The sequence below is a fragment of the Massilia sp. AB1 genome (assembly GCF_018119385.1).
Classification (GTDB): Bacteria; Pseudomonadota; Gammaproteobacteria; order Burkholderiales; family Burkholderiaceae_D; genus Telluria.
Window position 1 is genome coordinate 68,642 of record NZ_JAGKSG010000010.1, and the last position, 24,301, is coordinate 92,942.

At 66.1% G+C, this 24,301-nt stretch carries 23 protein-coding genes; 11 read left to right on the forward strand and 12 right to left on the reverse strand.

Going from position 1 to position 24,301, the window contains the following annotated elements:
• Positions 1 to 12: 12 nt before the first annotated feature.
• Positions 13 to 1,638 carry a threonine ammonia-lyase, biosynthetic gene (ilvA, locus tag J8847_RS08425; protein ID WP_373888746.1) on the reverse strand — a complete coding sequence of 542 codons (1,626 nt, stop codon included), beginning with the start codon at positions 1,636 to 1,638 and terminating at the stop codon, positions 13 to 15.
• Positions 1,639 to 1,749: 111 nt separating this feature from the next.
• On the opposite strand from ilvA, the gene J8847_RS08430 reads away from it, so the two are divergent.
• The 5 genes from J8847_RS08430 (at position 1,750) to J8847_RS08450 (ending at position 8,061) form a co-directional block, all read left to right on the forward strand.
• Positions 1,750 to 2,253, forward strand: a complete 504-nt coding sequence (locus J8847_RS08430) for a YqaA family protein (RefSeq protein WP_211524245.1) — start codon at positions 1,750 to 1,752, stop codon at positions 2,251 to 2,253.
• Between the two features lie 171 nt (positions 2,254 to 2,424).
• Positions 2,425 to 2,988, forward strand: coding sequence for a flavin reductase family protein (locus J8847_RS08435; RefSeq protein ID WP_211524246.1), 564 nt, complete (start codon positions 2,425 to 2,427; stop codon positions 2,986 to 2,988).
• 221 nt (positions 2,989 to 3,209) lie between these two features.
• Positions 3,210 to 7,211: an FAD/FMN-binding oxidoreductase gene (locus J8847_RS08440; protein WP_211524247.1), complete on the forward strand. Its 4,002-nt coding sequence runs from the start codon at positions 3,210 to 3,212 to the stop codon at positions 7,209 to 7,211.
• Positions 7,208 to 7,630, forward strand: a complete 423-nt coding sequence (locus tag J8847_RS08445) for an HIT family protein (RefSeq protein ID WP_211524248.1) — start codon at positions 7,208 to 7,210, stop codon at positions 7,628 to 7,630. Before J8847_RS08440 ends, J8847_RS08445 begins: the two co-directional genes overlap by 4 nt.
• A 14-nt stretch (positions 7,631 to 7,644) precedes the next feature.
• Entirely contained in the window at positions 7,645 to 8,061 is a 417-nt protein-coding gene (locus tag J8847_RS08450; RefSeq protein WP_211524249.1) for a gamma-butyrobetaine hydroxylase-like domain-containing protein, read from the forward strand.
• A 56-nt stretch (positions 8,062 to 8,117) separates the two neighbouring features.
• On the opposite strand, the gene J8847_RS08455 is transcribed toward J8847_RS08450, so the two are convergent.
• Together J8847_RS08455 and J8847_RS08460 are read right to left on the reverse strand one after the other, a co-directional pair.
• Positions 8,118 to 8,675: a DUF2058 domain-containing protein gene (locus J8847_RS08455; protein ID WP_211524250.1), complete on the reverse strand. Its 558-nt coding sequence runs from the start codon at positions 8,673 to 8,675 to the stop codon at positions 8,118 to 8,120.
• Between the two features lie 49 nt (positions 8,676 to 8,724).
• Positions 8,725 to 9,216: a VOC family protein gene (locus tag J8847_RS08460; protein ID WP_373999864.1), complete on the reverse strand. Its 492-nt coding sequence runs from the start codon at positions 9,214 to 9,216 to the stop codon at positions 8,725 to 8,727.
• 44 nt (positions 9,217 to 9,260) lie between these two features.
• Here J8847_RS08460 and J8847_RS08465 point away from each other — a divergent pair, with 44 nt between their 5' ends.
• Positions 9,261 to 9,887, forward strand: a complete 627-nt coding sequence (locus J8847_RS08465) for a DUF2076 family protein (RefSeq protein WP_211524251.1) — start codon at positions 9,261 to 9,263, stop codon at positions 9,885 to 9,887.
• A gap of 515 nt (positions 9,888 to 10,402) precedes the next feature.
• Here the strand turns inward: J8847_RS08465 and J8847_RS08470 are convergent.
• From J8847_RS08470 to J8847_RS08490, 5 genes are all read right to left on the reverse strand, one after another.
• Positions 10,403 to 11,176 (reverse strand): LytTR family DNA-binding domain-containing protein, encoded by a 774-nt coding sequence (locus J8847_RS08470; RefSeq protein WP_211524252.1) that lies wholly within the window; start codon positions 11,174 to 11,176, stop codon positions 10,403 to 10,405.
• Positions 11,173 to 12,063, reverse strand: coding sequence for a sensor histidine kinase (locus tag J8847_RS08475; protein WP_211524253.1), 891 nt, complete (start codon positions 12,061 to 12,063; stop codon positions 11,173 to 11,175). Before J8847_RS08475 ends, J8847_RS08470 begins: the two co-directional genes overlap by 4 nt.
• Before the next feature lie 3 nt (positions 12,064 to 12,066).
• The gene (locus J8847_RS08480) at positions 12,067 to 12,333 is read right to left on the reverse strand and encodes a hypothetical protein (RefSeq protein WP_229512632.1); all 267 of its coding nucleotides are present in this window, start codon (positions 12,331 to 12,333) and stop codon (positions 12,067 to 12,069) included.
• A 187-nt stretch (positions 12,334 to 12,520) separates the two neighbouring features.
• Positions 12,521 to 13,132 carry a TonB family protein gene (locus J8847_RS08485; RefSeq protein ID WP_211524254.1) on the reverse strand — a complete coding sequence of 204 codons (612 nt, stop codon included), beginning with the start codon at positions 13,130 to 13,132 and terminating at the stop codon, positions 12,521 to 12,523.
• Entirely contained in the window at positions 13,129 to 13,704 is a 576-nt protein-coding gene (locus J8847_RS08490) for a GNAT family N-acetyltransferase (RefSeq protein ID WP_211524255.1), read from the reverse strand. Before J8847_RS08490 ends, J8847_RS08485 begins: the two co-directional genes overlap by 4 nt.
• 227 nt (positions 13,705 to 13,931) lie before the next feature.
• On the opposite strand from J8847_RS08490, the gene J8847_RS08495 reads away from it, so the two are divergent.
• The 4 genes from J8847_RS08495 (at position 13,932) to J8847_RS08510 (ending at position 19,379) form a co-directional block, all read left to right on the forward strand.
• On the forward strand, positions 13,932 to 15,248 hold the full coding sequence (locus J8847_RS08495; protein WP_211524256.1) for an aspartate aminotransferase family protein: 1,317 nt from the start codon (positions 13,932 to 13,934) through the stop codon (positions 15,246 to 15,248).
• A gap of 12 nt (positions 15,249 to 15,260) precedes the next feature.
• Positions 15,261 to 16,760 (forward strand): CoA-acylating methylmalonate-semialdehyde dehydrogenase, encoded by a 1,500-nt coding sequence (locus tag J8847_RS08500; protein ID WP_211524257.1) that lies wholly within the window; start codon positions 15,261 to 15,263, stop codon positions 16,758 to 16,760.
• Positions 16,761 to 16,864: 104 nt separating this feature from the next.
• Positions 16,865 to 17,854, forward strand: coding sequence for an FAD-dependent oxidoreductase (locus J8847_RS08505; protein WP_211524258.1), 990 nt, complete (start codon positions 16,865 to 16,867; stop codon positions 17,852 to 17,854).
• 67 nt (positions 17,855 to 17,921) lie between these two features.
• Positions 17,922 to 19,379: an NCS1 family nucleobase:cation symporter-1 gene (locus J8847_RS08510; protein ID WP_211524259.1), complete on the forward strand. Its 1,458-nt coding sequence runs from the start codon at positions 17,922 to 17,924 to the stop codon at positions 19,377 to 19,379.
• Here J8847_RS08510 and J8847_RS08515 read toward each other — a convergent pair.
• Positions 19,351 to 20,250 carry a LysR family transcriptional regulator gene (locus J8847_RS08515; protein ID WP_211524260.1) on the reverse strand — a complete coding sequence of 300 codons (900 nt, stop codon included), beginning with the start codon at positions 20,248 to 20,250 and terminating at the stop codon, positions 19,351 to 19,353. The two genes, J8847_RS08510 and J8847_RS08515, sit on opposite strands and share 29 nt — an antisense overlap.
• 92 nt (positions 20,251 to 20,342) lie before the next feature.
• On the opposite strand from J8847_RS08515, the gene J8847_RS08520 reads away from it, so the two are divergent.
• Complete coding sequence (locus J8847_RS08520; protein ID WP_211524261.1) at positions 20,343 to 20,987, forward strand: hypothetical protein; 645 nt, start codon at positions 20,343 to 20,345, stop codon at positions 20,985 to 20,987.
• A gap of 22 nt (positions 20,988 to 21,009) precedes the next feature.
• Here the strand turns inward: J8847_RS08520 and J8847_RS08525 are convergent, their stop codons facing one another.
• The 3 genes from J8847_RS08525 to J8847_RS08535 form a co-directional block, all read right to left on the reverse strand.
• Positions 21,010 to 21,432, reverse strand: a complete 423-nt coding sequence (locus J8847_RS08525; protein ID WP_211524262.1) for an HIT family protein — start codon at positions 21,430 to 21,432, stop codon at positions 21,010 to 21,012.
• Positions 21,433 to 21,460: 28 nt separating this feature from the next.
• A complete protein-coding gene (locus tag J8847_RS08530) occupies positions 21,461 to 23,206 on the reverse strand; it encodes an allantoate amidohydrolase (protein WP_211524263.1) in 1,746 nt (581 codons plus the stop codon).
• Between the two features lie 73 nt (positions 23,207 to 23,279).
• Positions 23,280 to 24,218 carry a LysR substrate-binding domain-containing protein gene (locus J8847_RS08535; RefSeq protein WP_211524264.1) on the reverse strand — a complete coding sequence of 313 codons (939 nt, stop codon included), beginning with the start codon at positions 24,216 to 24,218 and terminating at the stop codon, positions 23,280 to 23,282.
• Between the last annotated feature and the right edge of the window lie 83 nt (positions 24,219 to 24,301).

A 24,301-nucleotide genomic window follows, 5' to 3' on the forward strand; every position in this document is an offset into this window, starting at 1 on the left:
GCGTCGGGCCGCTCAGGACCCCAGGAACAACTTATACACCGGATTGGCGCTCTCGTCCCAGTATCGGTAACCGAGCGTGGCGAGGAATTGCCGGAACTCTTCCATCTCCGCCTTCGGCACCTGCAGGCCGACCAGGATGCGGCCGACATCGCCGCCCTGGTTACGGTAGTGGAACAGCGAAATGTTCCAGTTCGGCGCCATGCTGTCCAGGAAGCGCATCAGCGCGCCGGGACGCTCGGGGAATTCGAAACGGTACAGCAATTCGTCGTGCGCCAGCGTGCTCTTGCCGCCGACCAGGTGGCGGATGTGCAGCTTGGCCAGCTCGTCGTAGGTGAGGTCCAGGGTGCTGAAGCCGTGTTCCTCGAAGGTGCGCGCCAGCAGGCCGGATTCGCCGCGGCTGCCGACCTGCACGCCCACGAACACATGGGCTTCGCGCGCGTCGCTGATGCGGTAGTTGAATTCGGTGACATTGCGCGGACCGACCAGGGCGCAGAAGCGGCGGAAGCTGCCGCGCTGCTCCGGGATGGTGACCGCGAACACCGCTTCGCGCGATTCGCCCAGCTCGGCGCGTTCGGCCACGAAACGCAGGCGGTCGAAGTTCATGTTGGCGCCGCAGGCCACGGCCACCAGGGTTTCGTTTTTCACCGGCTCGCGGTCCATCTGCGAACGCTCGACATAGGCCTTGGCGCCGGCCACGGCCAGCGCGCCGGCCGGCTCCAGGATGCTGCGGGTGTCCTGGAACACGTCCTGGATCGCGGCGCAGATGGCGTCGGTGTCGACCAGGATGATTTCGTCGACCACTTCCCTGGCCACGCGGAAGGTTTCCTCGCCCACCAGGCGCACCGCGGTGCCGTCCGAGAACAGGCCGACGTCGGGCAGGGTGACGCGCTCGCCTGCCTTGAGGCTGCGCGCCATCGCATCCGAATCCAGGGTCTGCACGCCGATCACCTTGATGTCAGGGCGTACCGCCTTGATGTAGGCGCCGACGCCGGCGACCAGGCCGCCGCCGCCGATGGCCACGAAGACCGCGTGGATCGGGCCGGAGTGCTGGCGCAGGATCTCCATGCCGATGGTGCCCTGGCCGGCGATCACGTCCGGATCGTCGAAGGGATGGACGAAGGTCAGGCGCTGTTCCTTTTCCAGCAGCAGGGCGTGGTTGTAGGCGTCGGTGTAGGAGTCGCCGTGCAGCACCACTTCCACGCTGGCGCCGCCGCGCGCCTTGACGGCGTCGATCTTCACCTGCGGCGTGGTGGTCGGCATCACGATCAGGGCGCGGCAGCCGAGGCGGCAGGCCGACAGGGCCACGCCCTGGGCATGGTTGCCGGCCGAGGCGCAGATCACGCCGCGCTTGAGCTGCTCGGGCGAGAGGTTGGCCATCTTGTTGTAGGCGCCGCGCAGCTTGAAGCTGAACACGCTCTGCATGTCCTCGCGCTTGAAGTAAATGCGGTTGCCCATGCGCTGGGACAGCGTGGGCGCCAGTTCCAGCGGCGTTTCCTCGGCCACGTCGTAGACGCGGGCGGTCAGGATTTTCTTGAGGTAGTCGGTAGTCATGGTCGGATGTCTGTAATGAGTGCCAGGGGCGCCGGCGGTCCGGGACGACGCGAACTGTTTTGCCGGGAGGGTAGCCGAGGCATGCAGTACCGCACTACGACATGAAGCACTGGATAGCAGGCTCGTCGTATCGTGTCGTGACGATAAGTGAGGGTCATTATAATGGACGCTCAACACTATCGTCCCAGACCACCATCGATGATCGAAAACGCCGTCCTCTGGCTCCTGAATGTGCTCGCCGCGCCGACCGTGGGCCTGACGTCGGTATTCCTCATCAGCTTCGTCTCGGCCACCCTGTTGCCGCTGGGCTCGGAACCGGCGGTGTTCGCGGTGGTGAAGGCCAACCCGGCGATGTTCTGGCCGGCGATCTTCGTCGCCACCGTCGGCAATACCCTGGGCGGGGCGGTGGATTACTTCGTCGGCTACCGCGCCAAGGTGGCCTTCGCCAAGGAACGCCAGAGCAGGTGGTTCGGCTGGCTCAAGAAGTATGGCGCCAAGACCATGCTGCTGTCCTGGGTGCCGGGGGTGGGGGATCCGCTGTGCACGCTGGCGGGGTGGCTGCACTTGCCGTTCTGGCCGAGCGTGATGTACATGGCGATCGGCAAGTTCTTGCGGTATGTGACGATGACGGCGGTGCTGCTGTATATCCCGAACGGGTTCTGGAAGACGGTGGGGGAGTTCTTCGAACGCCTCATCGGTTAAGCCTGCCGCGAACTATGCATCGTCATCCCGGCGAAGGCCGAAACAATGCCACTGGCATTGTTTCGTCCAAGTTTGCGTGAGCAGCCACGCACGCAAACTTGGGTTCCGGCCTTCGCCGGAACGACGGGTGGGGTAGGATGCGGGCAGCTACTTCATTCCGCTTCTAACCCCATGACCCACCGCATCCCCATCGACCTCGAAAAATCCTACCGCCTCTTGAACCACGGCCCCACCGTCCTGGTCTCCAGCCACCACGCCGGCAAGGACAACGTCATGGCCGCCGCCTGGTCCATGCCCCTCGACTTCAAGCCGCCCAAGGTCGCCGTGGTCATCGACAAGAACACCCTCACGCGCAAGCTGGTCGAAGCCTCCGGCGAATTCGCCCTCAACGTCCCCACGCGCGAGCTGGCGAAGCTGACCGTGGACGTCGGTTCCGTGTCGGGCCGCGAGGTCGACAAGTTCGCCGCCTACGGCGCCGCCACCTTCCAGGGCGAACAGGTCGCCGCGCCCCTCCTGGAAGGCTGCATCGCCTGGCTCGAATGCCGCCTCATCCCCGAACCGCACATCCAGGACACCTACGACCTGTTCCTGGGCGAGGTGGTCGCCGCCTGGGCCGATCCGGCCGCCTTCGGCAACGGTCACTGGAACCCGGAGCAGGGCGGCCGCAAGAGCATCCATTACGTGGCCGGCGGGCACTTTTTCGAGACGGGCAAGGCCTTCGAGGTCAAGGACTAGCCGGCATGTGCAGACGGTATGGGATATGTCGTTTTGCTCACGCACCCATACCTTTGACGAAGAACAGGTAATTTGTGCAAATAAAGTTTGCATGAATTGCTTCGTGGCGAGATTTCATTCCAAGGCGGTCTGTAGCAAACTTTGCCAGTCCCCTGCGTGGTGCAGCGCAATAAGCTAGAATGATCATCCTTCGGGCCTGTCCGACGTCGATCCGTATCCCCATGAACGCCCCCGCACATATCCATACCCTGCTCGCCGACAATGCTCCCGCGCGCCTGCGCGAGATCCCGTACAACTACACCTCTTTCTCCGATCGCGAAATCGTGATCCGCCTGCTGGGTGAGTCGTCGTGGCAGCTGCTCGACGCGCTGCGCGGCGCCCGCCAGACCGGGCGCTCGGCACGCATGCTGTACGAAGTGCTGGGCGACATCTGGGTGGTGCGCCGCAATCCCTACCTGCAGGACGACATGCTGGACAACCCGAAGCGCCGGGCCAAGCTGATCGAAGCCTTGCATCACCGCCTGGCCGAAGTCGACAAGCGCCGCCTGACCGTGGACGCCCAGGAAGGCGGCGACAGCGCCTCGCGCAGCGCCGCCGTCGAGCAGCTCCTGGCCGCCGCACGCAAGGCGGTCGACGATTTCGGCCGCGAATTCAGCGACATGTACGACCTGCGCAAGCGCGCCACGCGCGTGCTGGGCGCCTACACCGACAAGCGCAACATCCGCTTCGACGGCATGCACCGCACCTCGCACGTCACCGACGCCACCGACTGGCGCGTCGAGTACCCCTTCCTGGTCCTGCTGCCGGACAGCGAGGAAGAGATGGCCGGCCTGGTCAAGGGCTGTATCGAGCTGGGCCTGACCATCATCCCGCGCGGCGGCGGCACCGGCTATACCGGCGGCGCGATTCCGCTGACGCCGATGTCGGCCGTGATCAACACCGAAAAGCTGCTGGCCATGGGCGAGGTCGAGATGACCCGCCTGCCTGGCGTGGACCGCGAGTACGCGACCATCCACACCGGCGCCGGCGTGGTCACCCAGCGCGTCTCGCAGGCGGCCGAAAAGGCCGGCTTCGTGTTCGCGGTCGACCCGACCTCGGCCCACGCCTCCTGCATCGGCGGCAACATCGCCATGAACGCGGGCGGCAAGAAGGCCGTCCTGTGGGGCACCGCGCTCGACAACCTGGCGTCCTGGCGCATGGTCGACCCCAACGGCGACTGGCTGGAAGTCACGCGCATGGACCACAACCTGTCCAAGATCCACGACGCGCCGGTGGCCACTTTCAAGCTCGAGTGGACCCACCCATCCACGAAAGGCGCCCCGAAGGGCGAGCCTTTCCGCACCGAGACCTTGACCATCGAAGGCCGCCGCTTCCGCAAGGAAGGCCTGGGCAAGGACGTGACCGACAAATTCCTGGCCGGCCTGCCGGGCATCCAGAAGGAAGGCACCGACGGCCTGATCACGTCGAGCCGCTGGATCCTGCACAAGATGCCGAAGTTCACCCGCACCGTGGCGCTGGAATTCTTCGGCCAGGCGCGCGACGCGATCCCGTCGATCGTCGAGATCAAGGATTACCTGGACAGCCTGCCGAAGAACGGCGACCCGGCCTTCGCGACCCTGCGCCTGGCGGGCCTGGAACACCTGGACGAGCGCTACCTGCGCGCGGTCGGCTATGCCACCAAGTCCAAGCGCGGCGTGCTGCCCAAGATGGCGCTGTTCGGCGACATCGTCGGCGACGACGAGAACGCGGTGGCGCTGGCCGCCTCGGAAGTGGTGCGCATCGCCAACACCCGCGTCGGCGAAGGCTTCGTCGCCGTCAGCCCGGAAGCGCGCAAGAAATTCTGGCTCGACCGCGCCCGCACCGCGGCCATCGCGCGCCACACCAACGCCTTCAAGATCAACGAAGACGTCGTCATCCCGCTGAACCGCATGGGCGAGTACACCGACGGCATCGAGCGCATCAACGTCGAGCTGTCGATCAAGAACAAGCTGCAGCTCGCCGAACAGCTGCACCAGTACCTGAGCAACGAGCACCTGCCGATCGAGAAGAGCGACGACGCCACCGGCGACACCGTCGACCGCGCCGAGATCCTGGGCGACCGCCCGCAGCAGGCGCAAGCCCTGGTGCAGCTGGTCGGCAAGCGCTGGGCCTTCATCCTGGCGAATCTGGACGCGCCACTGCGCGACGTGACCGGCGAGCTGGCCGAGCTGGGCCTGGGCCACCTGACCGGTGCGCTCGACCTGCGCATCGGCAACCAGCCGGACGCCACCCTGTTCGACGTGGTCCAGGACCATAGCGTGCGCGTATCCTGGAAGCAGGAGCTGCGCGCCCCGCTGCGCCAGATCTTCAACGGCGCCGCCTACAAGTGCATCCTCGACGAATGCACCGCGATCCACAAGCGCGTGCTGCGCTCGCGCGTGTTCGTGGCCCTGCACATGCACGCGGGCGACGGCAACGTGCACACCAACCTGCCGGTCAACTCGGACGACTACGCGATGCTGCAGGACGCGCACAAGGCCGTCGAGCGCATCATGAAGCTGGCCCGTTCGCTGGACGGCGTGATCTCGGGCGAGCACGGCATCGGCATCACCAAGCTCGAATTCCTGACGGACGAAGAAATCGGCGACTTCCGCGACTACAAGCTGCGCATCGACCCGGAAGGCCGCTTCAACAAGGGCAAGCTGCTGAACCTGGAAGGCGCCCACGCCGACCTGCGCAACGCCTACACCCCGTCCTTCGGCCTGATGGGCCACGAATCGCTCATCATGCAGCAGAGCGATATCGGCGAGATCGCCAACAGCATCAAGGACTGCCTGCGCTGCGGCAAATGCAAGCCGGTCTGCACCACCCACGTGCCGCAATCGAATTTGCTGTACTCGCCGCGCGACAAGATCCTCGCCACCTCGGCGCTGATCGAAGCCTTCCTCTACGAAGAGCAGACCCGCCGCGGCGTCTCGATCCGCCACTGGGAAGAATTCGAGGATGTCTCGGACCACTGCACCGTGTGTCACAAGTGCGTGACGCCGTGCCCGGTCAACATCGACTTCGGCGATGTCTCGATGAACATGCGTAACCTGCTGCGCAAGATGGACAAGCGCAGCTTCAAGCCGGCCAACCGCGCCGCCATGTTCTTCCTGAACGCGACCGACCCGACCACCATCAACGCCACCCGCAAGGCGATGGTGGATTGGGGCTACAAGGCCCAGCGGGTTGGGGCAGGGCTGTTGAAAGGCCTGGCGAAAGAGCAGACCAAGGCGCCGCCGCCGACTACCGGCAAGACCCCGGTGCGCGAGCAGGTGATCCACTTCATCAACAAGAAGATGCCGGGCAACCTGCCCAAGAAGACGGCGCGCGCGCTGCTCGACATCGAGGACGACAAGGTCATCCCGATCATCCGCAATCCGAAGAAGACCACGGCCGACACCGAAGCCGTGTTCTACTTCCCGGGCTGCGGTTCGGAGCGCCTGTTCTCGCAAGTGGGCCTGGCGACCCAGGCGATGCTGTGGGAAGTGGGCGTGCAGACCGTGCTGCCGCCGGGCTACCTGTGCTGCGGTTACCCCCAGCGGGGAGCCGGCCAGTACGACAAGGCCGACAAGATGATGACGGACAACCGCGTGCTGTTCCACCGCATGGCCAACACGCTGAACTACCTCGATATCAAGACCGTGCTCGTGTCCTGCGGCACCTGCTATGACCAGCTGGCGACCTACGAGTTCGAGAAGATCTTCCCGGGCTGCCGCATCATGGACATCCATGAGTATTTGCTGGAGAAAGGCGTCAAGCTGGAAGGCGTCACCGGTACGCGCTACATGTACCACGATCCCTGCCATACGCCGATGAAGATGCAGGATTCGCTCAAGACCGTGAACGCGCTGGTCTCGACCTCGGACAAGGTCCAGATCGAGAAGAACGACCGCTGCTGCGGCGAGTCGGGCACCTTCGCGGTGAGCCGTCCGGACATCGCGACCCAGGTGCGCTTCCGCAAGGAAGCCGAGATGGAGAAGGGCGCCGACAAGCTGCGCGCCGACGGCTTCAAGGGCGACGTCAAGATCCTGACCTCCTGCCCGTCCTGCCTGCAGGGCCTGTCGCGCTACAACGACGACGCCGGCACCACCGCCGACTACATCGTGGTGGAGATCGCCAGGCACCTGCTCGGCGAGAACTGGCTGCCCGACTACGTGGCGCGCGCCAACAACGGCGGTATCGAAAGGGTGCTGGTATGAAGCAGGCCGGTTGCGAACTGTGCGAGCTCTCCGCACCGGTCGTCTGGCGCGGGCCGAAGTTCAGCGTCATCGTCGTCGATGACGCCAGCTATCCGGGCTTTTGCCGCGTGATCTGGAACGAGCACGTGCGCGAGATGAGCGACCTGGCGCAGGAAGACCGCCTGCTGCTCAACGAAGCCGTGTTCCAGCTGGAAGAGGCGGTGCGCGAAGTGATGCAGCCGCTGAAGCTCAATGTGGCCAGCCTGGGCAATGTGGTGCCGCACCTGCACTGGCATGTGATTCCGCGCTATGCGGACGACGCGCATTTCCCGGCGCCGGTGTGGGCGCAGGCGGCGCGCGAGACCCCGCTTGACGTGCTGGCGGCGCGCCGCGCGCTGCTGCCGAAGCTCGAAGCTGCTATCCTTCGCCGGTTCACGTAATCCAGGAAATCGCCATGCCCAACCCGACCGAACTGACCGTCCACCAGAAATCGCGCCTGCTAGACATCGCCTTCGACGACGGCGCCGCGTTTGCGATTCCCTTCGAGCTGCTGCGCGTGTATTCGCCCTCGGCCGAGGTGAAGGGCCACGGGCCGGGACAGGAAGTGCTCCAGGTGGGCAAGCGCGAAGTCGGCATCACGGGTGTCGAGCCGGTCGGGAATTACGCGATCAAGCCGCTGTTCTCGGATGGCCACGCGACCGGTATCTTCAGCTGGGATTACCTGTACAAGCTCGGCAGCGAGCAGCAGGTGTTGTGGCAGCAGTACCTGGCCCGCCTGAAGGCGGCCGGCTTCGACGAGGAAACCGGGCGCGCACCGGGCGCCGAGCTGCCGGGCGCGCCGGTGATGTCGGGCTGCGGCCACAAACATTGATACAGTAAATTGCCTGTAGGGTGGACGGCTCTGCCGTCCACCCTACGGCTGCCGGCTTACCACATCAGATCGTCAGGAATCTTGTAAGCCGCGTAAGGATCGTCCTCCTCGACCGCCTGGCTGGGCTTCTTCACCTGCACCACCAGCGAGGCATCGCGTTCCGCGATCTTCTCGGCGATCACGCGCGGCACCAGTTCGAAGCCGCCCTTGTTGCCAACATTCGTGCCGACGATGACCAGGCGGCCGGCGACCAGGTGTTCCTGCACCTGGGGCGACACGTAGATGCGCTCGATCTTGGTGCCGAAGGTGAAGTTGTAAGGCACGTCGTCCTTGCCGTTCTTCGTCTTCGGCTGCTTGTTCTGCTGCACCATCTGCACGATTTGCGCCATGATGGCCTTCTGCGTCGCGGCCGCGTCGCGCTGGGCGTTCAGCTCGCGCGCACGCTCGGCGTTCTTGCGCTGCAATTCCAGAGCCGCCTCGCGCGACTCGTTCTTCGCTTCCGCGCCGGTGCGCAGTTCGATCTTGTGCTGCTTGCTCTTGTCCTGGTGAACCTGCTTGACCTTCTTCTTGTCGACCAGGCCCGCTTTCAATAATTGATCAGCCAGCGAAACCATGTTGTTATCCCTAGGGTGGTTGCATTCAAACCGCTAGCATAGCAAAGCCTCACTGCGCAGAGGAAGCCCAGGCATCCCAGGTGCCGACATGCCACACATGGCCTTCCGGATCGCGGCAGGCGAAGGTGCGGCCGCCGAAGGGCGCGTCGTCGATTTCCTGGACCACCGTGGCGCCGCTGTCGACCACGCGCGCGTAGACGTCGTCGGCGTCCGCCACCTGAACCCAGGTGGTCTGGGTCTGCACGCCGCCAACGCGATCCGGCGGAACGATGACCCCGGCCAGCCGGTCGTCCATGTGCGAACCGAGCATGACCATGCCGTCGCCGAGCACGAGCTCCGCATGCGCCACGCCGCCGCTCTTGTTCGGGATGACGGTGCGTTTCTGGAAGCCAAAATTCCGGCACAGCCAGTCGATGGCGGCATGCGCGTCCTGGTAACGCAGGCAGGGAATCAGGGTCGAACCCATGGCGGTCTCCTCGTGGTGGCGGCCCGGACATGGTACCGCAAACGGCTTGCCGAACTTGAATTTCGGGTCATGCACACAACATGATTCCTTATCGATGTCTAACGATGAGGAGCACCGCCATGAGCCCATCCGATGCAAACATGCTTCACGATTTCCTGGGCCAGCTGGTCCAGGCCCGCGGCATCAAGAAAGACCCGCAAGCCGACGCCCTGATCCAGCGCGCCTTCGAGCAGCAGCCCGATGCGGCCTACCTGCTGGTGCAGCGCGCGCTGTTGATGGAACAGGCCCTGGACAGCGCCCGCGCCCGCATCGCGGCGCTGGAGAGCCAGGTGAATTCCGCCCAGCAAAGCCGGGGCGGCGGTTTCCTCGATCACGTATGGGGACGCGGCCGATCCCAGCCCACGCAGGCGCCGCAGCATTACCAGCATGCCTACCAGCCGAGCTATCAGCATGCGATGCCCGGCGGGATGAGCCGGGGAGGGGGCTTGCTGGGAACGATGGCGGCAACGGCGGCCGGCGTCGCGGCGGGCAGCTTCCTGTTCCATGGCCTGGACAACCTGTTCCATGACCACGACGGTGGAGGAGGCCAGCATCTGCTGTCGGATAACGATCAGTCCGGCAGTTCGCTGGCCGAACAGGCGGGACTCGGGGCGATCGGAGAGTCGGAAGGCTTTCTAGACAGCAACGACGACAGCCTGGGCGGTTTCTTCGATGGCGATGGCTCGGACGAAGGGCTGTTTGGGTAACGGAAGACCTCGTGGGGATGCGCGGACCATCCCCGTTCCTGCTCAACTCGCCAGGTGTCCGCTAGTATTGCGGCTCTGCCATTTCTGTAAAAGGCAGGGGTGCTTGCTCGGCTGGCCGGCCGGGTCGTCTGAACCTCCGCCGTTCGCGCTTGCGAAAGTGGTCCGGCGAGCACAGCACTCGAAGCGCGACGGGCCTGGGGACGCCGGCTTCTTCCAAAAAATCCAATGCGGGATTCACTCCATGCTGGCCGCAGATATGCAGCCCCGCGTCCACGATTTGTGCGGTTGCCCGGTCTTTGCGAGCGTCGTTCCTGCCGTGTTCACTCATGCGTCCCTCCAGAAGAAAAGGGATGCTATCAGACACGGTTTTGCACTTAAAGTAGTTTGTTAAGAGTTCATCCTAATGGGATGATTCTGTGCGGTTTATGCAAAGTTTACTACTTTGACATTGCACCATTTCTAATGTTTGGGGTAGGAAAAAGCCGGACGGAAATTTTTCCAGAGAGCGCTGCGGATTACATCTGCTGGAAGAGATAGGTGTGGTTGCGGCTCACCTCCAGCTCTCCCGCCCAGTTACGCAGGCGCAGCATTTGCCTTCCCCGCAAGTCGCGCGAGACTTCGCTGATCGCATCGACCCGCACCAGGGTCGAGCGGTGAATCCGCCAGAACTCATCCGGATCGAGTTCATCCGCCAGCTCCTTGAGCGTCTTGCGGATCAGCAGCTCGGCCGTGAGTGTCTGCACCCGTGTGTACTTGTCCTCGGACTGGAAGAACAGCACTTCGCGCGTGCTGATCATGCGCAGGCTGTTGCCCACCTGGGCCTGGATCCAGCGCAGGTAGTTCGGACGCGGTGCGCCAGCGCCATCGCGCAGCAAGCCGCTCAGTTGCGCCAGCTGGGCGCCGATGTCCTGCGGCGGCCGGGCCAGCCGCTTGCCGAGCCGCGCGCGCGTGGTCGCCAGCCGTTCCGTCGTCACCGGCTTGAGCAGGTAATCGATCGCCCCCTGCTCGAAGGCGTCCACCGCATACTGGTCGTAGGCGGTGACGAACACGATATGGCAATGGCTGTAGAGCTGTTTGGCGGCGTCGATGCCCCCCATGCCCGGCATGCGGATGTCGAGGAAGACGATGTCCGGCTGCTGCACCTCGGCCATCGCCACCGCTTCCATGCCATTGGCCGCTTCCGCGACGATGCGCAGTTCGGGCCATGCTTCCTGCAGGCGCATGCGCAGCTGTTCGCGCATCGGCGCCTCGTCGTCCGCGATCAGTGCAGTCGGCGCGGCTGGACTCATCCTTCCTCCGTCATCTTGTAGGGCAGGCGGATCGAGGCGCAGGCGCCGCCGCCCAAGGGGGTCTCGATCACCAGCTCGGCCTGGGCGCCGTATAGCAGCGCCAGGCGTTCGCGGATGTTGGCCAGGCCCACGCCTTCGGGAGCATGCATGTCGATGCCGACGCCGTCGTCGCACACGTCCACGTGCAGGATGGCGCCGACCACGTGGGCGCGGATCACGATGGTGCCGCCCGCCACCTTGGGCTCCAGCCCGTGCTTGATCGAATTCTCGATCAGGGTCTGCAGCATCATCGGCGGGAAGGGCGAGCTGCCCAGGAAATCGGGAACTTCCCAGCGCACCATGAGCCTCTCCTTCATCCTGGCCTGCATGATGGCCAGATAGGCACGCGACAGTTCGACCTGCTTGCCCAGGGTGGCGCCGGTGCCGGCGCGCATCTGCGGCAGCGAAGAACGCAGGTACTCGACCAGGTGGGCGTGCACCCGCGCCGCTTCCTTCTGATCGGTCTCGATCAGCTGGCCGATCAGGGCCAGGGTGTTGAACAGGAAGTGCGGCTCGACCTGGGCCTGGAGCGCCGCCATCTTGGCTTCCATCAGGCGGCGTTCCAGGGTGGCGACGTTGGCCTTGTCCGAGGCTTCCTTGGCCATCAGCTCGGCGCGCCGCTTGCCGCCGGCCAGCACCTTGACGGCCAGCGAGATGACGACGAACCACACGGCTGCTTCGTTCAGGCGGAAGAAGACGCCGAAGGCCAGGACGAGGAACCAGATCAGGTAGAGCTGGCGCCACTCGACCATGGCCAGCCAGTCGAAGAAGCGCCACCACAGGGCGCTGGCCTCGCTGACGGCGTCGCGCACGAAGTCCACGGCGCGGTTGATCTGGGTGGCGGCCATGATTTACTCCACGTCGCGATGGGCGACCGGGCGCGGACGGCGGTCGAAGATGGCGTTGGCCACGTACTTGAACACCAGGAAGGCGATGAACAGGGTCACGGCCAGCGGAATGATGGTCAAGATACAAGCCAGCACGATGGCGGCAACGAGCAGGACCGGCCACGATTGCGCGGCCAGGGTGCGGCTGCCGGCGTTCACGGCGCGTGCGAAGCCGCGGCCTGCGACTTTGACGTCGGTGACGAAGGACTGGAAGCGGGTGGTGGTTTTCATGCGGTGCATTCCTTTCAGTGTGCGAATGGCTTTACTGTAGGCCCGCACAGGAGTGATCGCCAGCATCATCCGATGAAGTGCGCAAATGCCGGGATTAACGGTCGGGAGGGCGGATAAGCGGGAGTGCTGGAAAATAGGCCGCGAACTGCACGGTTGTAGCGCTGATAACGGTTAGTTAGCCGAATTACTACTCCAGCAACTTGAGCGCCTCGCGCCGCATCACATCCAGCATGCCTGCCTCGGGCGTGCGTGCGCAGGCCGCCACGGTGGCGTCCAGCACCGGCCCCATACCGGGGAAGCTCTTGCTCTGGGTCTCGCGGTGCAGGGTGTAGATGAGCTTGCCGATCGACTCCACCATCACCGGCATGCCGCGCACGTCGCGTTCCGGGAAGGTGGCGGCCTGGTAGGCCGCGTCGACATTGAAATCGGCGCAGGTCTTGCCGGCGACCGTCGATGCGTGGTCCTTGCGGAACAGGACCTTCACCAGCCCGGTGCGCACACCCGCGACCGGGGTGGCGGCGTCGCTGCGTTCGGCGATGCGGGCGGCCAGGGTGTCCAGCTCGGCCGAACGCGACGAGGAACGCACCCGCGCCATGCGCCGGCCTTGCCCGTCCAGTGAGACTTCGACCAGGGCTTCGCCCTGCACGCCGCGCCGCGCCAGCTCGGCGGGATAGGCGCCGTCGGCCGGATAAATGACCAGCTCGCGCCATACCGGCACCGTGGCCTGGGCGGCTACCGACTGCTGGACACCCAGCAGGGCCAGCAGGGCAGTCACACCCGCAATGGCTTTCGGGTTCACGCAGCGCCTCCGCCCGCGCTGCGCTCCTCCCAGTAGCTGCGCAGGAGTCCGTAGTTCACCGTGTCGGCGTACTGGCCGTGCACCAGCCAGCGCTGCGGCATATAGCCTTCCTTGCGGAAGCCCAGCTTTTCCAGCACCTTGGCCGAGGCGCTGTTGCGCGGATCGATGTCGGCCTCCACCCGGTTCAGCTTGGCGGCGTGGAAGCCATGCTCGAGCGCGGCGGCGATCGCCTCGGTGGCGTAGCCCTTGCCCCAGTGCGGGCTGCCCAGCGCGTAACCGAGCTCGCAGCGGTTGTTCTGGTTGAAGAAGTGGTGCAGGTTGACCGTGCCGATCAGCTCACCCGTCTCCGCCAGTTCGATGGCGAAGCGGATGTCGGTTTCGTCGCGGTAGCTCTCCATCGCGCGCGCGATCGCGGTCTCGGCGAAGGAAATGTCGGTCCACGGGTCGGCGCTCCAGTAGCGCACCACGGCGGGGTCGGAAAAGACGGCGAACAGGGCGGGCGCATCCTGGTGGGTCAGCGGGCGCAGCACCAGACGTTGGGTCGTGAGGACGGGAGTGGAATAGGTCGACATGTCTCAGTATTGTCAATGTTTTAACCGCAAGCATACCATTCCTGGCGCCAAAAGTCGGCGCGCCGCTCATGGTGATGCATAACAACATGCTATCGATATCACCGATTGATACTAATCAATATGGTCGTGTTCCGATTGCAAGGATGACCAAACTTGTTCACACTTTATCACCGCTCATCGCATGGGCCCATCAAGCCCCCGTTGCCGCGATGCCAAGGAGAAGCGCAATGAACGAGTCGAGACCCAGCTCGCTAGCGTCCTTTTGGATGCCTTTTACCAATAATCGCGATTACAAGAACGATCCGCGCCTGCTGGTCTCGGCCGAAGGCATGTATTACCGCGATGTGGACGGCAATCGCATCCTGGACGGCACCGCGGGACTGTGGTGCGTGCCCTGCGGTCATGCCCAGCCCCGGATCGTCGAGGCGATCGCCACCATGGCCGGCCAGCTCGACTTCGCCCCGACCTTCCAGATGGGCCACCCGGCCGCCTTCGAGCTGGCCGAGCAGCTGATGGAATTCAGCGGCCACAAGTTCGGCCACGTGTTCTACACCAGCTCGGGCTCGGAAGCCGTGGATACGGCCCTCAAGATGGCGCTGGCTTACCACAAGGCGCGCGGGGAGGGCGGGCGCACCCGCCTGATCGGGCGCGAGCGCGGCTACCATGGCGTCGGTTTCGGCGGGCTGACCGTGGGCGGCATCGGCCCCAACCGCAAGCAGTTCGGCCCGCTGCTGCCGGGCGCGGACCACCTGCCGCACACCCACAACCTGCTCAAGAACGCGTTCTCGCGCGGCGAGCCGGACTTCGGCGCGGAACTGGCCGACGAGCTGGAACGCCTGGTGGCGCTGCACGACGCGTCCACCATCGCCGCCGTCATCATCGAACCGGTATCCGGTTCCACCGGCGTGCTGGTGCCGCCGAAAGGCTACCTGAAGCGCCTGCGCGACATCTGCGACAAGCACGGCATCCTCCTGATCTTCGACGAAGTCATCACCGGCTTCGGGCGCCTGGCCACGCCCTTCGCGGCCGACTACTTCGGGGTCGAGCCGGACCTGATGACGGTCGCCAAGGGCATCACCAACGGCGCCGTGCCGATGGGGGCGGTGTTCTCCAGGCGCCACATCCACGACGCCTTCATGGACGCGCCGCCGGGCATCGAACTGTTCCACGGCTATACCTACTCGGGCCACCCGCTGGCCTGCGCCGCGGCCCAGGCCACCCTGCGCGTGTTCCGCGAGCAGGGCGTCATGGAGAACGCCAAGCAGATCCAGCCCTATTTCGAGGACGCCCTGCATTCGCTGCGCGGCCTGCCGCACGTGATCGACCTGCGCTCGGTCGGCGTGGTGGGCGCCATTGAACTTGAGCCGATATCGGGCAAGCCGGGCGCGCGCGCCTACAGCGCCCTCAAGAAAGCCTTTGCGGACGGCATCCTGATCCGCACCACGGGCGACATCATCGCGCTGTCGCCGCCCCTGATCCTGGAACGGCAGCACGTCGACGAACTGTTCGGCAAGCTGGCGACCCTCCTGAAAAACCTTGACTGAGCCGAGCGAAGCATGAGCGACACCCTGATTTCCCATTACATCGGCGGACAACTGGCGGAGCGCCCCGGCGCGCGCCACGCCGACGTCTACAACCCGGCGCGCGGCGAGCCCTGCGCGCGCGTGGCGCTGGCCGACCAGCAGGACGTGGACGCGGCGGTGGCCGCCGCCGCCGGCGCCTTCCCGGCCTGGGCCGCCACGCCGCCGCTGCAGCGGGCGCGGGTGCTGTTCAACTACCTGCAGCTGTGCCGCCAGCATGCCGACGAATTCGCGGCCATCGTCACGCGCGAGCACGGCAAGACCTTGCCCGATGCGAAGGGCGAGGTGGCGCGCGGCATCGAGGTGGTGGAGTTCGCGGTCGGCATTCCCCAGCTGCTCAAGGGCGAGTTCACCGACCAGGTGGCGCGCGGCATCGACGCCTGGTCGATGCGCCAGCCGCTGGGCGTGGTGGCCGGCATCACGCCCTTCAACTTCCCGGTGATGGTGCCGATGTGGATGTTCCCGGTCGCCATCGCCTGCGGCAATACCTTCGTGCTGAAACCCTCCGAGCGCGATCCCTCGGCTTCGCTGCTGCATGCGCGCCTGCTGAAGGAAGCAGGCCTGCCGGATGGCGTGTTCAACGTGATCCAGGGCGATAAGGTGGCGGTCGATGCGCTGCTCGACCATCCCGGGGTGGAAGCGATCAGCTTCGTCGGTTCGACCCCGATCGCCGAGTACATCTACGCACGCGGCTCGGCAAACGGCAAGCGCGTGCAGGCCCTGGGCGGCGCCAAGAACCACATGGTCGTCATGCCCGACGCCGACATGGAGATGGCGGTCGACGCCCTGGTCGGCGCCGCCTACGGTTCCGCCGGCGAGCGCTGCATGGCGATCTCGGTCGCGGTAGCCATCGGCGACGCGGGCGACCGCCTGGTGGCGGCGCTGGCCGAACGCACGGCAACGCTCAAGATCGGCGACGGCATGCAGGACGGCGCCGAGATGGGACCGGTGATCACCAGGGCCGCCAAGGAGCGCATCGAGCGCCTGATCGGCCAGGGCGTGGAGCAGGGCGCCACGCTGGTGGTGGACGGCCGTGGACACACGGTGGCGGGCTGCGAGAACGGCTTCTTCGTGGGCGGCACCCTGTTCGACCACGTGAAGCCCGAGATGACGATCTACAAGGAAGAGATCTTCGGCCCGGTGCTGTGCGTGGTGCGCCTGCCGGACGTGGGCAGCGCCGTGAAACTCATCAACGCCAACGAATACGGCAACGGGGTGGCCATCTTCACCCGCGACGGCGGCGTGGCGCGCGAGTTCGTGCGCCAGATCGAAGTCGGCATGGTGGGCGTGAACGTGCCGCTGCCGGTGCCGATGGCCTTCAACAGCTTCGGCGGCTGGAAGCGCAGCCTGTTCGGTGACCACCACACCTACGGCCCTGAAGGCGTGCGCTTCTACACGCGCCACAAGGCCGTGATGCAGCGCTGGCCGGACAGCGCCAGTTCCGGACCGCAGTTCGCGTTCCCGCAAATGACTTAGACGACCGGCAGCTTCGGTGGCGCCGCATCCCGCCCGAAGGATGCGAAACGGCTGCTCTAACGGAAGCAGCCGCGATGTCCAATACAACTATAAGAGAGTGGCATATGAAAGCACACTGCGTCGAGTCAGCAGTTACCGTGGCGGCGCCTGTCCTGCCGCGCGCACCGGCATCCTTCACCGGAAAGCACATCGCCGTGGTCGGCGCCGGACCGGCAGGCATGGCCTGCGCCCATCGCCTGGCCATGCTGGGCAATGCCGTCACCGTGTTCGAAGCGCGTTCGTACGAGCGCATGCAGTCGGCGCCGGTCCTGATGCTGGAGGAGGAGGGGGCGCAGCAGGAACTCGAGCGCCTGGCCGCCCTCGGGCGGGTGCGGATCGAGTACGGCTGCAAGCTGGGCCAGCACCGCGAGCTGTCGGCGCTGCACCTGTCGCACGACGCCGTCTTCCTGGGCGTGGGCCTGGCCTCGGGACGCGTGCTGGAGCTGACCGGCGCCGAGGCCCCCGGCCTGGTCGACGCCGGCAAGCACCTGGCGGCGGTGCACTCCACCGAAGACCTGCTGGCGCTGCCGGTGCCGCACCGCGCGATCGTGATCGGCGCGGCGCGCGGCGCGGTCGAGATGGCCGCGCGCCTCAAGCGCCTCGGGACCCAGGACGTGACCCTGGTCTACCGCCACGGCCTGGAAGCGGACGGCTACGAAGAACAGACGGCGCGCGCCAGCTACGTGCGCCTGCGCGCCTGGGCCTCGCCGCTCGAGGTGCTGCGCGACGAGCGCGGCGGCGTGCAGGCGGTGCGCTTCGAGCAGACCCGCCTGCTCGACGGCCGCCTGGTCGACACCGGCGGCTTCACCGAGATCGCCGCCCATGCCGTGTTCAAGGCGGTGGGCCGCGCCAGCGATGACGCCTGCCAGCGCGACGAGAGCGCCTGCCGCCTGTCGCAGGAGGGCGACAGGGTGCGCGTCGATCCCTTCATGCGCACCGCGCTGCCGGGCGTCTACGCCGGCGGCGATTGCGTGGCGCCGGGACATGGCATCGCCCTGGCCCTGCGCCATGGCGCGCTGGCCGCGCAGACCATTCACGCCGACCTGCAGTCCTAGGGCGGCGTTCGTCACGCGGGGCTCGATTGCGCTACACTCGCGCGCAAACCAACAAGGAGAGCCGCCCGTGACCAGCCCATCCACCCACAACGACCTCTGGAACGAGGACCTTGCGCCCACCGGCGCGCACCAGCGCACCTGGCGCTGGTACCACTTCGCCGCATTGTGGGTCGGCATGGTGATGTGCATTCCGGCCTACACGCTGTCGGCCAGCCTGGTGGAGGCGGGCATGTCGGCCTGGCAGGCGGTGCTGACGGTCTTCCTGGCGAACGCCATCGTGCTGGTGCCGATGCTGCTGATCGGGCATGCGGGCGCCAAGTACGGGATTCCCTATGCGGTGCTGGCCCGCACCTCCTTCGGTACCAGCGGCGCCAAGCTGCCGGCGCTGATGCGCGCCATCGTCGCCTGCGGCTGGTACGGCATCCAGACCTGGTTCGGCGGCAGCATGATCTATACGCTGCTGGGCGTGATGAACGGCGCGCCGATCGGCGGCGAAGCGATCGCCGGCCTCGGGATCAATCTTGCCCAGTTGCTGTGCTTCCTGGCCTTCTGGGCGATCCAGCTGTATTTCATCGTGCACGGCATGGACTCGATCCGCAAGCTCGAGACCTGGACCGCGCCGCTCAAGATCGCGATCTGCTTCGTGCTGCTCTGGTGGGTCTACGACAAGGCGGGCGGCTTCGGTCCGCTGCTGGAAAAGCCCTCGCAGTTCGTCGCGGGCGGCCCGAAGGAAGGGCAGTTCTGGACCACCTTCTGGCCCTCGCTGACGGCCATGATCGGCTTCTGGGCCACCCTGGCGCTGAACATCCCCGACTTCACCCGCTTCGCCAAGTCGCAGCGCGACCAGGTGGTGGGCCAGACGGTCGGCCTGCCGGTGCCCATGGGACTGCTGGCCGCGCTGGCGGTGATCGTCACCTCGGCCACCGTGGTCCTGTACGGCAAGGCGCTGTGGGACCCGGTCGACCTGGCGGCGCGCATGACCGGCATCGCGGTGCTGGTGGCGCTGATCGTGCTGCTGATCGACACCGTCAGCGTGAACCTGGCGGCCAACCTGGTCGGCCCGGCCTACGACTTTTCCGCGCTGGCGCCGCGCCGCATCAGCTACCGTACCGGCGGCTACCTCACGGCCGGGCTGGCGCTGGTAATGATGCCCTGGAAGATCCTGGAGACCACCCAGAACTACATCTTCACCTGGCTGGTCGGCTACTCGGCCCTGCTCGGCCCGATCGCGGGCGTGCTGATGGTCGACTACTACCTGGTGCGCAAGACGCGGCTGGACGTGGAGCAGATGTACCGCCACGACGGCATCTACTCGTACAAGAACGGTTGGAACATGGCGGCCATCGCGGCCTTCGTGCTGGGCGTGCTGCCGAATATCCCGGGCTTCCTCAACGCGGCCTTCCCGAGCGCCTTCCCGGACGTGGGCGAGGCCTTCAAGACCATCTACACCTACGCCTGGTTCGTCGGCGTGGCGATTGCCGCCGTTGTCTACGGCGTCATGATGCGCTCTGGTTCCCGAGGCTAGCGGCCAGTTCGCGCAGCCAGCGGGGCGCGCGCAGCGGGTTCCACACCAGCCGCACCTGCTCGGTCGACGAAAAGCCCAGGTCGACCACGCGGATGCCGACCAGGCCGTGTTCGCCGGCGGCGAAATCGGGCAGGTAGGCCAAGGCCCGGCCTTCGCGCACGAAGCCGAGCAGCACCTGCAGGTCGTCGGCCCAGTAGCGGATGGTGCGCGGCAGCAGGTCGTCGCGCCATCCGTCCGAGCGGCTGCCGCGGGCGACGCCGCAGAACAGCGAGCGCGCCGGCGAGGCGAAAGGGTATTCCAGTACGTCCACAGCCTGCACCGGCTTGCGGCCCTTGCGTGCCAGCGGGTGCCTGCTGGCGGCGATCACGTTCAGGGCCAGCTCGCCCAGGTCGGTCGCATCCCACTCGGGCGACCAGTGCGGGCTGTCCAATGCCTCCTGCGTGACCAGGGCCGCGTGCAGATCGCCGCGCGCCAGGGCGGCCAGCGCCTCGCCTTCGAACAGGGGCCGCAGATGCAGGCGTGCGCCGGTGTAGGACTGCAAGCCCTCCGCCAGGCCTTCGCCATGGCGCCACAGCAGCACGGCCGGGCCGCCGATGCGGCAATCCATCTCCGCCCGTTCACCCTGCACGTCGAGGCGCGCCTGCTCGGCGAGATCGAGCAGGGTACGCGCCCGGCCCAGCAGCATGGCGCCGCGCTCGTTCAGGACCAGCTGGCGTGTGCTGCGGTCGAACAGCGGCAGGCCGAGTTCTTCTTCGAGGCGCCTGAGGGCCTTGGAAATGGCGGACGGCGTCAAGTGCAGCTCTTCGGCGGCCGCATTCAGCGAATCGTGGCGCGCGACGACAGTGAAGACGCGCAGGTCGGGGAGGTTCATGTTTCCTGTTGGGACACGAAGAGTGAAAATTGGTTGCTTCACTGGAAACGAAGTCCGGCGTACTATGCCCGACATTCGATCAAGGAACAAGCATGGTGAATCTACTTAGACGCGGTCTGCTGCTGGCCGGCCTGGCTGCCGCACTTCCAGCGATGGCGCACGACGCCAGCTATGGCTCGCACGGCATGGCCCTGTTCGGGGACAAGGACGGGCTGTACGCCTCGCACCTGCCCCTGTTCCGCGCGCCGCACGATGTCCAGGCCGTGCTGCAGGTACGCCTGGCCGACCCGCGGCAGGACAGCGAACTGCGCGCCCGCATGCAGGGCACGACTGCCCTGTGGACCATCGACCCCGAACACTTCGAACTCTCGCGCCTCGATCCCGCCAGCACGTCGCCGCTGCGCGCCTTCGGGGCCGACGTCTACAGCGGCCACTTCGAGCGTGGTGGACAGCGCCAGCTCGCACGGGTGCAGTTCGTCGTCGACAAGGTCGTCTACTTCAAGCGGCTCGACCCGGCCATGCGGCAGCGTGCCGAGGCCGAGTATCTGCCGGCGGGGAAGTACCTGTTCAAGCGCCTGGACAGCCGGCCCGACTACGACCACATCGTGAAGCTGGCTGCGCCCGCGCCGGGGCCGCTCAGGGTCGGCAAGCCGGACTTGTCCAATCCCGAAGCGGTGCTGGGCCGGCTGGCGCCGGTGGTCGGCACCGTCTACTTCGAAACCGGCGACCTGCGCTGAGCTGGAGCCGGTTGCAAAATCCTCAGCCTGGCAGGGCGGCGGCAATCCGCGCGGCCAGCGCACGCAGCTGGTCCGGGTCCGCCTGCTCGGCCGCGTGCGGCCTGAGCGGCGTCGCTTCGGTGCGCGGGACGATGTGGAAGTGCACGTGCGGCACGGTCTGGCCGGCCGCGCGGCCGTTGAACTGGGCGATCAGGACGCCCGGCGGCTGCAGCGCAGTTTTGACCGCCTTCGCCACCCTCTGGGTGGTGCGGATGCAGGCCACGGCGCTTGCTTCGGACAGCTCGAAGATCTCGGCGGCGCCTTCCTTCGGCAGCACCAGCACATGGCCTTCGGCCTGCGGCATGATGTCCATGATCGCGAGGGTCATGTCGTCTTCATAGACTTTCACGCATGGCAGTTCGCCGCGCAGGATCTTGCCGAACGGGTTCTGGGGATCGTAGCTCATGAATGGTCCTGTCGAATAGGTGAAGGGTTCAGCCCAGGTTGCGCAGGAAGTCCAGCAGCACCTGGCCCGCGATCTCGGCGTCGTCCGCCGTCATGGTCTCCAGCGGATTATGGCTGATGCCGCCGTTGCCGCAGCGTGTGAACAGCATCGCCACCTCCGTGATCGCGGCCATGCGCATCGCATCGTGGCCGGCGCCGGAGGGCAGGTCGAAGCGCGGCAGGCCGGCGCGTTCGACCGCTTCGCCCAGCCTGTCCATCAGGCGCGGGGCGCAGGGCACGGCTTCGGCTTCCACCAGCTTCCACAGCTTTTCCTCGATGCCGCGGCGGGCGCAGATGGCGCTGATGCCGGCCAGGATGTCGTCCACCGCCGCCAGGCGCTGGGCGTCGTCGGCGGCGCGGATGTCGAGCGACAGGCGGCAGGCGCCCGGCACCACGTTCACCGAGCCGGAGGGCACCTCCAACTGGCCGACCGTGCCGACCAGGGCGCCGCGGTTGCCGCAGCGCTGCTCGACCAGCAGCACGATTTCAGCTGCGGCGGCGGCTGCGTCGCGCCGCATGCCCATCGGGGTGGTCCCGGCATGGCTGGATACCCCCGCCAGTTCCACCAGGTAGCGTGAGCTGCCGGCGATCGCCGTCACCACGCCCAGCGGCAGCCCGTGCTGCAGCAGCACCGGCCCCTGTTCGATGTGGACCTCGACGAAGCCGAGCAGGGAAGCCGGATCGCGCGCGATGGCGGGAATGGACGCCGGATCGTGGCCGGCGGCCGCCAGGGCCTCGCGCATGGTGATGCCTTCCGCATCCTCCTGGTCCAGCAAGGCCATGTCGAAACTGCCCGTGACCGCGCTGCTGCCCAGGAAGGTGCTGCGGAAACGCACGCCTTCCTCTTCGGCGAAACCGATCACTTCCAGGTGGAAGGGCAGGCGCTCGCCGCGTTCGTTCAGGTGGCGCACCAGGGCGATGGGCAGCAGGATGCCGAGCCGGCCGTCGTACTTGCCGCCGTTGCGCACGGTGTCGTAGTGGGAGCCGGTGATGAGGGTTTTGGCATCGCCCTGCGCGGCGGTGTAGCGGCCCACCACGTTACCGACGGCGTCGATGTGGACTTCCATGCCTGCCTCGCGCATCCAGTCCGCGATCTGCGCGGCGGTGGCTTGGTGGGCCGGCGTCATGTAGGCGCAGGTCAGGTTCGATTCGCTGTCGCTGATGGCGCCCAGCTGCTCGGCCCATTCCATCACCTGCGGGCCGAAGGCGAGCGTGACGCCGAGCAGTTCGTTGAGGCGGATTTCAGCGATGCGGTGCACCTGGCGCAGGCATTCGCGCAGCTCGTCGTCACGCTGGTTCTTGAGGCGCCGCGCGAAGGTGTCGATCACCGCGCGCCGGCTCAAGCCGCGTCCTGTGGGTCCCTTGACCGCGAGGATGAAGGGAAAACCGAACTTGCTGTTGTACTGGGCGTTGAGGTCCTGCAGCGCCGTGTATTCCTCCGGCGTGCAGCGGTTCAGGCCCGAGCTGGCCTGCTCGCTGGTCGATTCCGCCGTCAGTTCCCCGGCGATGGCGGTCTTGCCGGCCAGCTCGGGGTGGGCGCGCAGCAGGGCGAGCTGGGCCTCTTCGCCGGCCGTGTCGACCACGGCCTGCAGCGCCAGCTTGAGCGCGGCCAAGTTGGCGAAGGGCCGCTGCGCGGCCGCCCGTTCGGCGATCCAGGGGGAGTGTTCGTAGATGCCGCGCAGGCGCTCGACAAAGGCGGGCGCGTCGCAGGCATTGAGTTCGGTGAGTGTGGTCATGGCCGTCCGTCGTTCGAGCATTGGATGATAAATCCTGCAAGTCGCGCCTTTCATATGCCGTACCGCATACCCCTTATTTTGGCACCAGGGCCTTGGCCGCGCTACTGACCTGGTCGCGCAGCCACTTGTGCTCGGACGACTGGTGCACGCGCTGGTGCCAGAGCTGGTAGAAGCGCATCGGCGGGAACTTGATCGGCACCGTAAAGCTCTTCAGCGGCAGCGTCTTTTCATAGAAGCGGATGAACTGGCGCCCGGTCGTCAGCACCAGGTCGCTCTGGGTCAGCATATAGGGAATCACGCCGAAGTAGGGCGACTCCACCGCGACCTTGCGCTGCATGCCCTGGCGCTCCAGGAAGGCATCGATCACCCCATGGTAGCCCGGCAGCATCTGGGTCGGGGCGACATGGGGCAAGCTCAGATAATCCTCGACCGTCATCGCATCGGCGGCCGTACGCTTTGCGTAGGGGCTGTCGGCGCGCATGGCGCAGATGATCGGGTCTTCGAACAGCTTCGAGATGTGCAGGTGGGGCGGCGGCTCGTCCCAGTTGGCGATCACCAGGTCCATGTCGCCGTCAGACAGCATGCGCAGGTAGTCCGTGCCCGGTCCCAGGCTGTGGATTACCACCTTGCTGTTGGGCGAGCCGCGGCGCAGGGCAGCCACCACGTTGGGCAGGAACTGGGTGTCGAGGTAGTCGGGCGCGGCGATGTGGAAGGTGCGGGCCGCCTGCTCGGGCACGAAGGGTGACTTCTTGACGAACAGGCTTTCGGCCTCGTCGAGGATGCGCTTGGCCGGGTTCAGCAGGCTTTCGCCGTGCTGGGTGGGCACCATGCCGCGTGCCCCGCGCACCAGCAGCGGGTCGCCGGTCAGCTCGCGGAGCTTGCGCAGCGAGGCCGAGATCGAGGGCTGCGGCTGGTTCAGCTTGAGCGCGACGCGCGACACGTTCTTTTCTATCAGCAACAGATACAGGATGCGGATCAGGTGCAGGTCGAGGTGCTGGGGCAGGCTGGACATCGTTGCGTATATCAAGACGGATATGTCGAATATACGCTAGTTTTCATGTTGCTGAAAATGAAATCGGTTTATTGTCGAGGCAT

Coding starts and splice junctions, on each gene's coding strand:
- J8847_RS08430 (WP_211524245.1), top strand. CDS start 1,750: ATGATCGAAAACGCCGTCCTCTGGCTCCTGAATGTGCTCGCCGCGCCG.
- J8847_RS08435 (WP_211524246.1), top strand. CDS start 2,425: ATGACCCACCGCATCCCCATCGACCTCGAAAAATCCTACCGCCTCTTG.
- J8847_RS08440 (WP_211524247.1), top strand. CDS start 3,210: ATGAACGCCCCCGCACATATCCATACCCTGCTCGCCGACAATGCTCCC.
- J8847_RS08445 (WP_211524248.1), top strand. CDS start 7,208: ATGAAGCAGGCCGGTTGCGAACTGTGCGAGCTCTCCGCACCGGTCGTC.
- J8847_RS08450 (WP_211524249.1), top strand. CDS start 7,645: ATGCCCAACCCGACCGAACTGACCGTCCACCAGAAATCGCGCCTGCTA.
- J8847_RS08455 (WP_211524250.1), bottom strand. CDS start 8,675: ATGGTTTCGCTGGCTGATCAATTATTGAAAGCGGGCCTGGTCGACAAG.
- J8847_RS08465 (WP_211524251.1), top strand. CDS start 9,261: ATGAGCCCATCCGATGCAAACATGCTTCACGATTTCCTGGGCCAGCTG.
- J8847_RS08470 (WP_211524252.1), bottom strand. CDS start 11,176: ATGAGTCCAGCCGCGCCGACTGCACTGATCGCGGACGACGAGGCGCCG.
- J8847_RS08475 (WP_211524253.1), bottom strand. CDS start 12,063: ATGGCCGCCACCCAGATCAACCGCGCCGTGGACTTCGTGCGCGACGCC.
- J8847_RS08480 (WP_229512632.1), bottom strand. CDS start 12,333: ATGAAAACCACCACCCGCTTCCAGTCCTTCGTCACCGACGTCAAAGTC.
- J8847_RS08490 (WP_211524255.1), bottom strand. CDS start 13,704: ATGTCGACCTATTCCACTCCCGTCCTCACGACCCAACGTCTGGTGCTG.
- J8847_RS08495 (WP_211524256.1), top strand. CDS start 13,932: ATGAACGAGTCGAGACCCAGCTCGCTAGCGTCCTTTTGGATGCCTTTT.
- J8847_RS08500 (WP_211524257.1), top strand. CDS start 15,261: ATGAGCGACACCCTGATTTCCCATTACATCGGCGGACAACTGGCGGAG.
- J8847_RS08505 (WP_211524258.1), top strand. CDS start 16,865: ATGAAAGCACACTGCGTCGAGTCAGCAGTTACCGTGGCGGCGCCTGTC.
- J8847_RS08515 (WP_211524260.1), bottom strand. CDS start 20,250: ATGAACCTCCCCGACCTGCGCGTCTTCACTGTCGTCGCGCGCCACGAT.
- J8847_RS08520 (WP_211524261.1), top strand. CDS start 20,343: ATGGTGAATCTACTTAGACGCGGTCTGCTGCTGGCCGGCCTGGCTGCC.
- J8847_RS08525 (WP_211524262.1), bottom strand. CDS start 21,432: ATGAGCTACGATCCCCAGAACCCGTTCGGCAAGATCCTGCGCGGCGAA.
- J8847_RS08530 (WP_211524263.1), bottom strand. CDS start 23,206: ATGACCACACTCACCGAACTCAATGCCTGCGACGCGCCCGCCTTTGTC.
- J8847_RS08535 (WP_211524264.1), bottom strand. CDS start 24,218: ATGTCCAGCCTGCCCCAGCACCTCGACCTGCACCTGATCCGCATCCTG.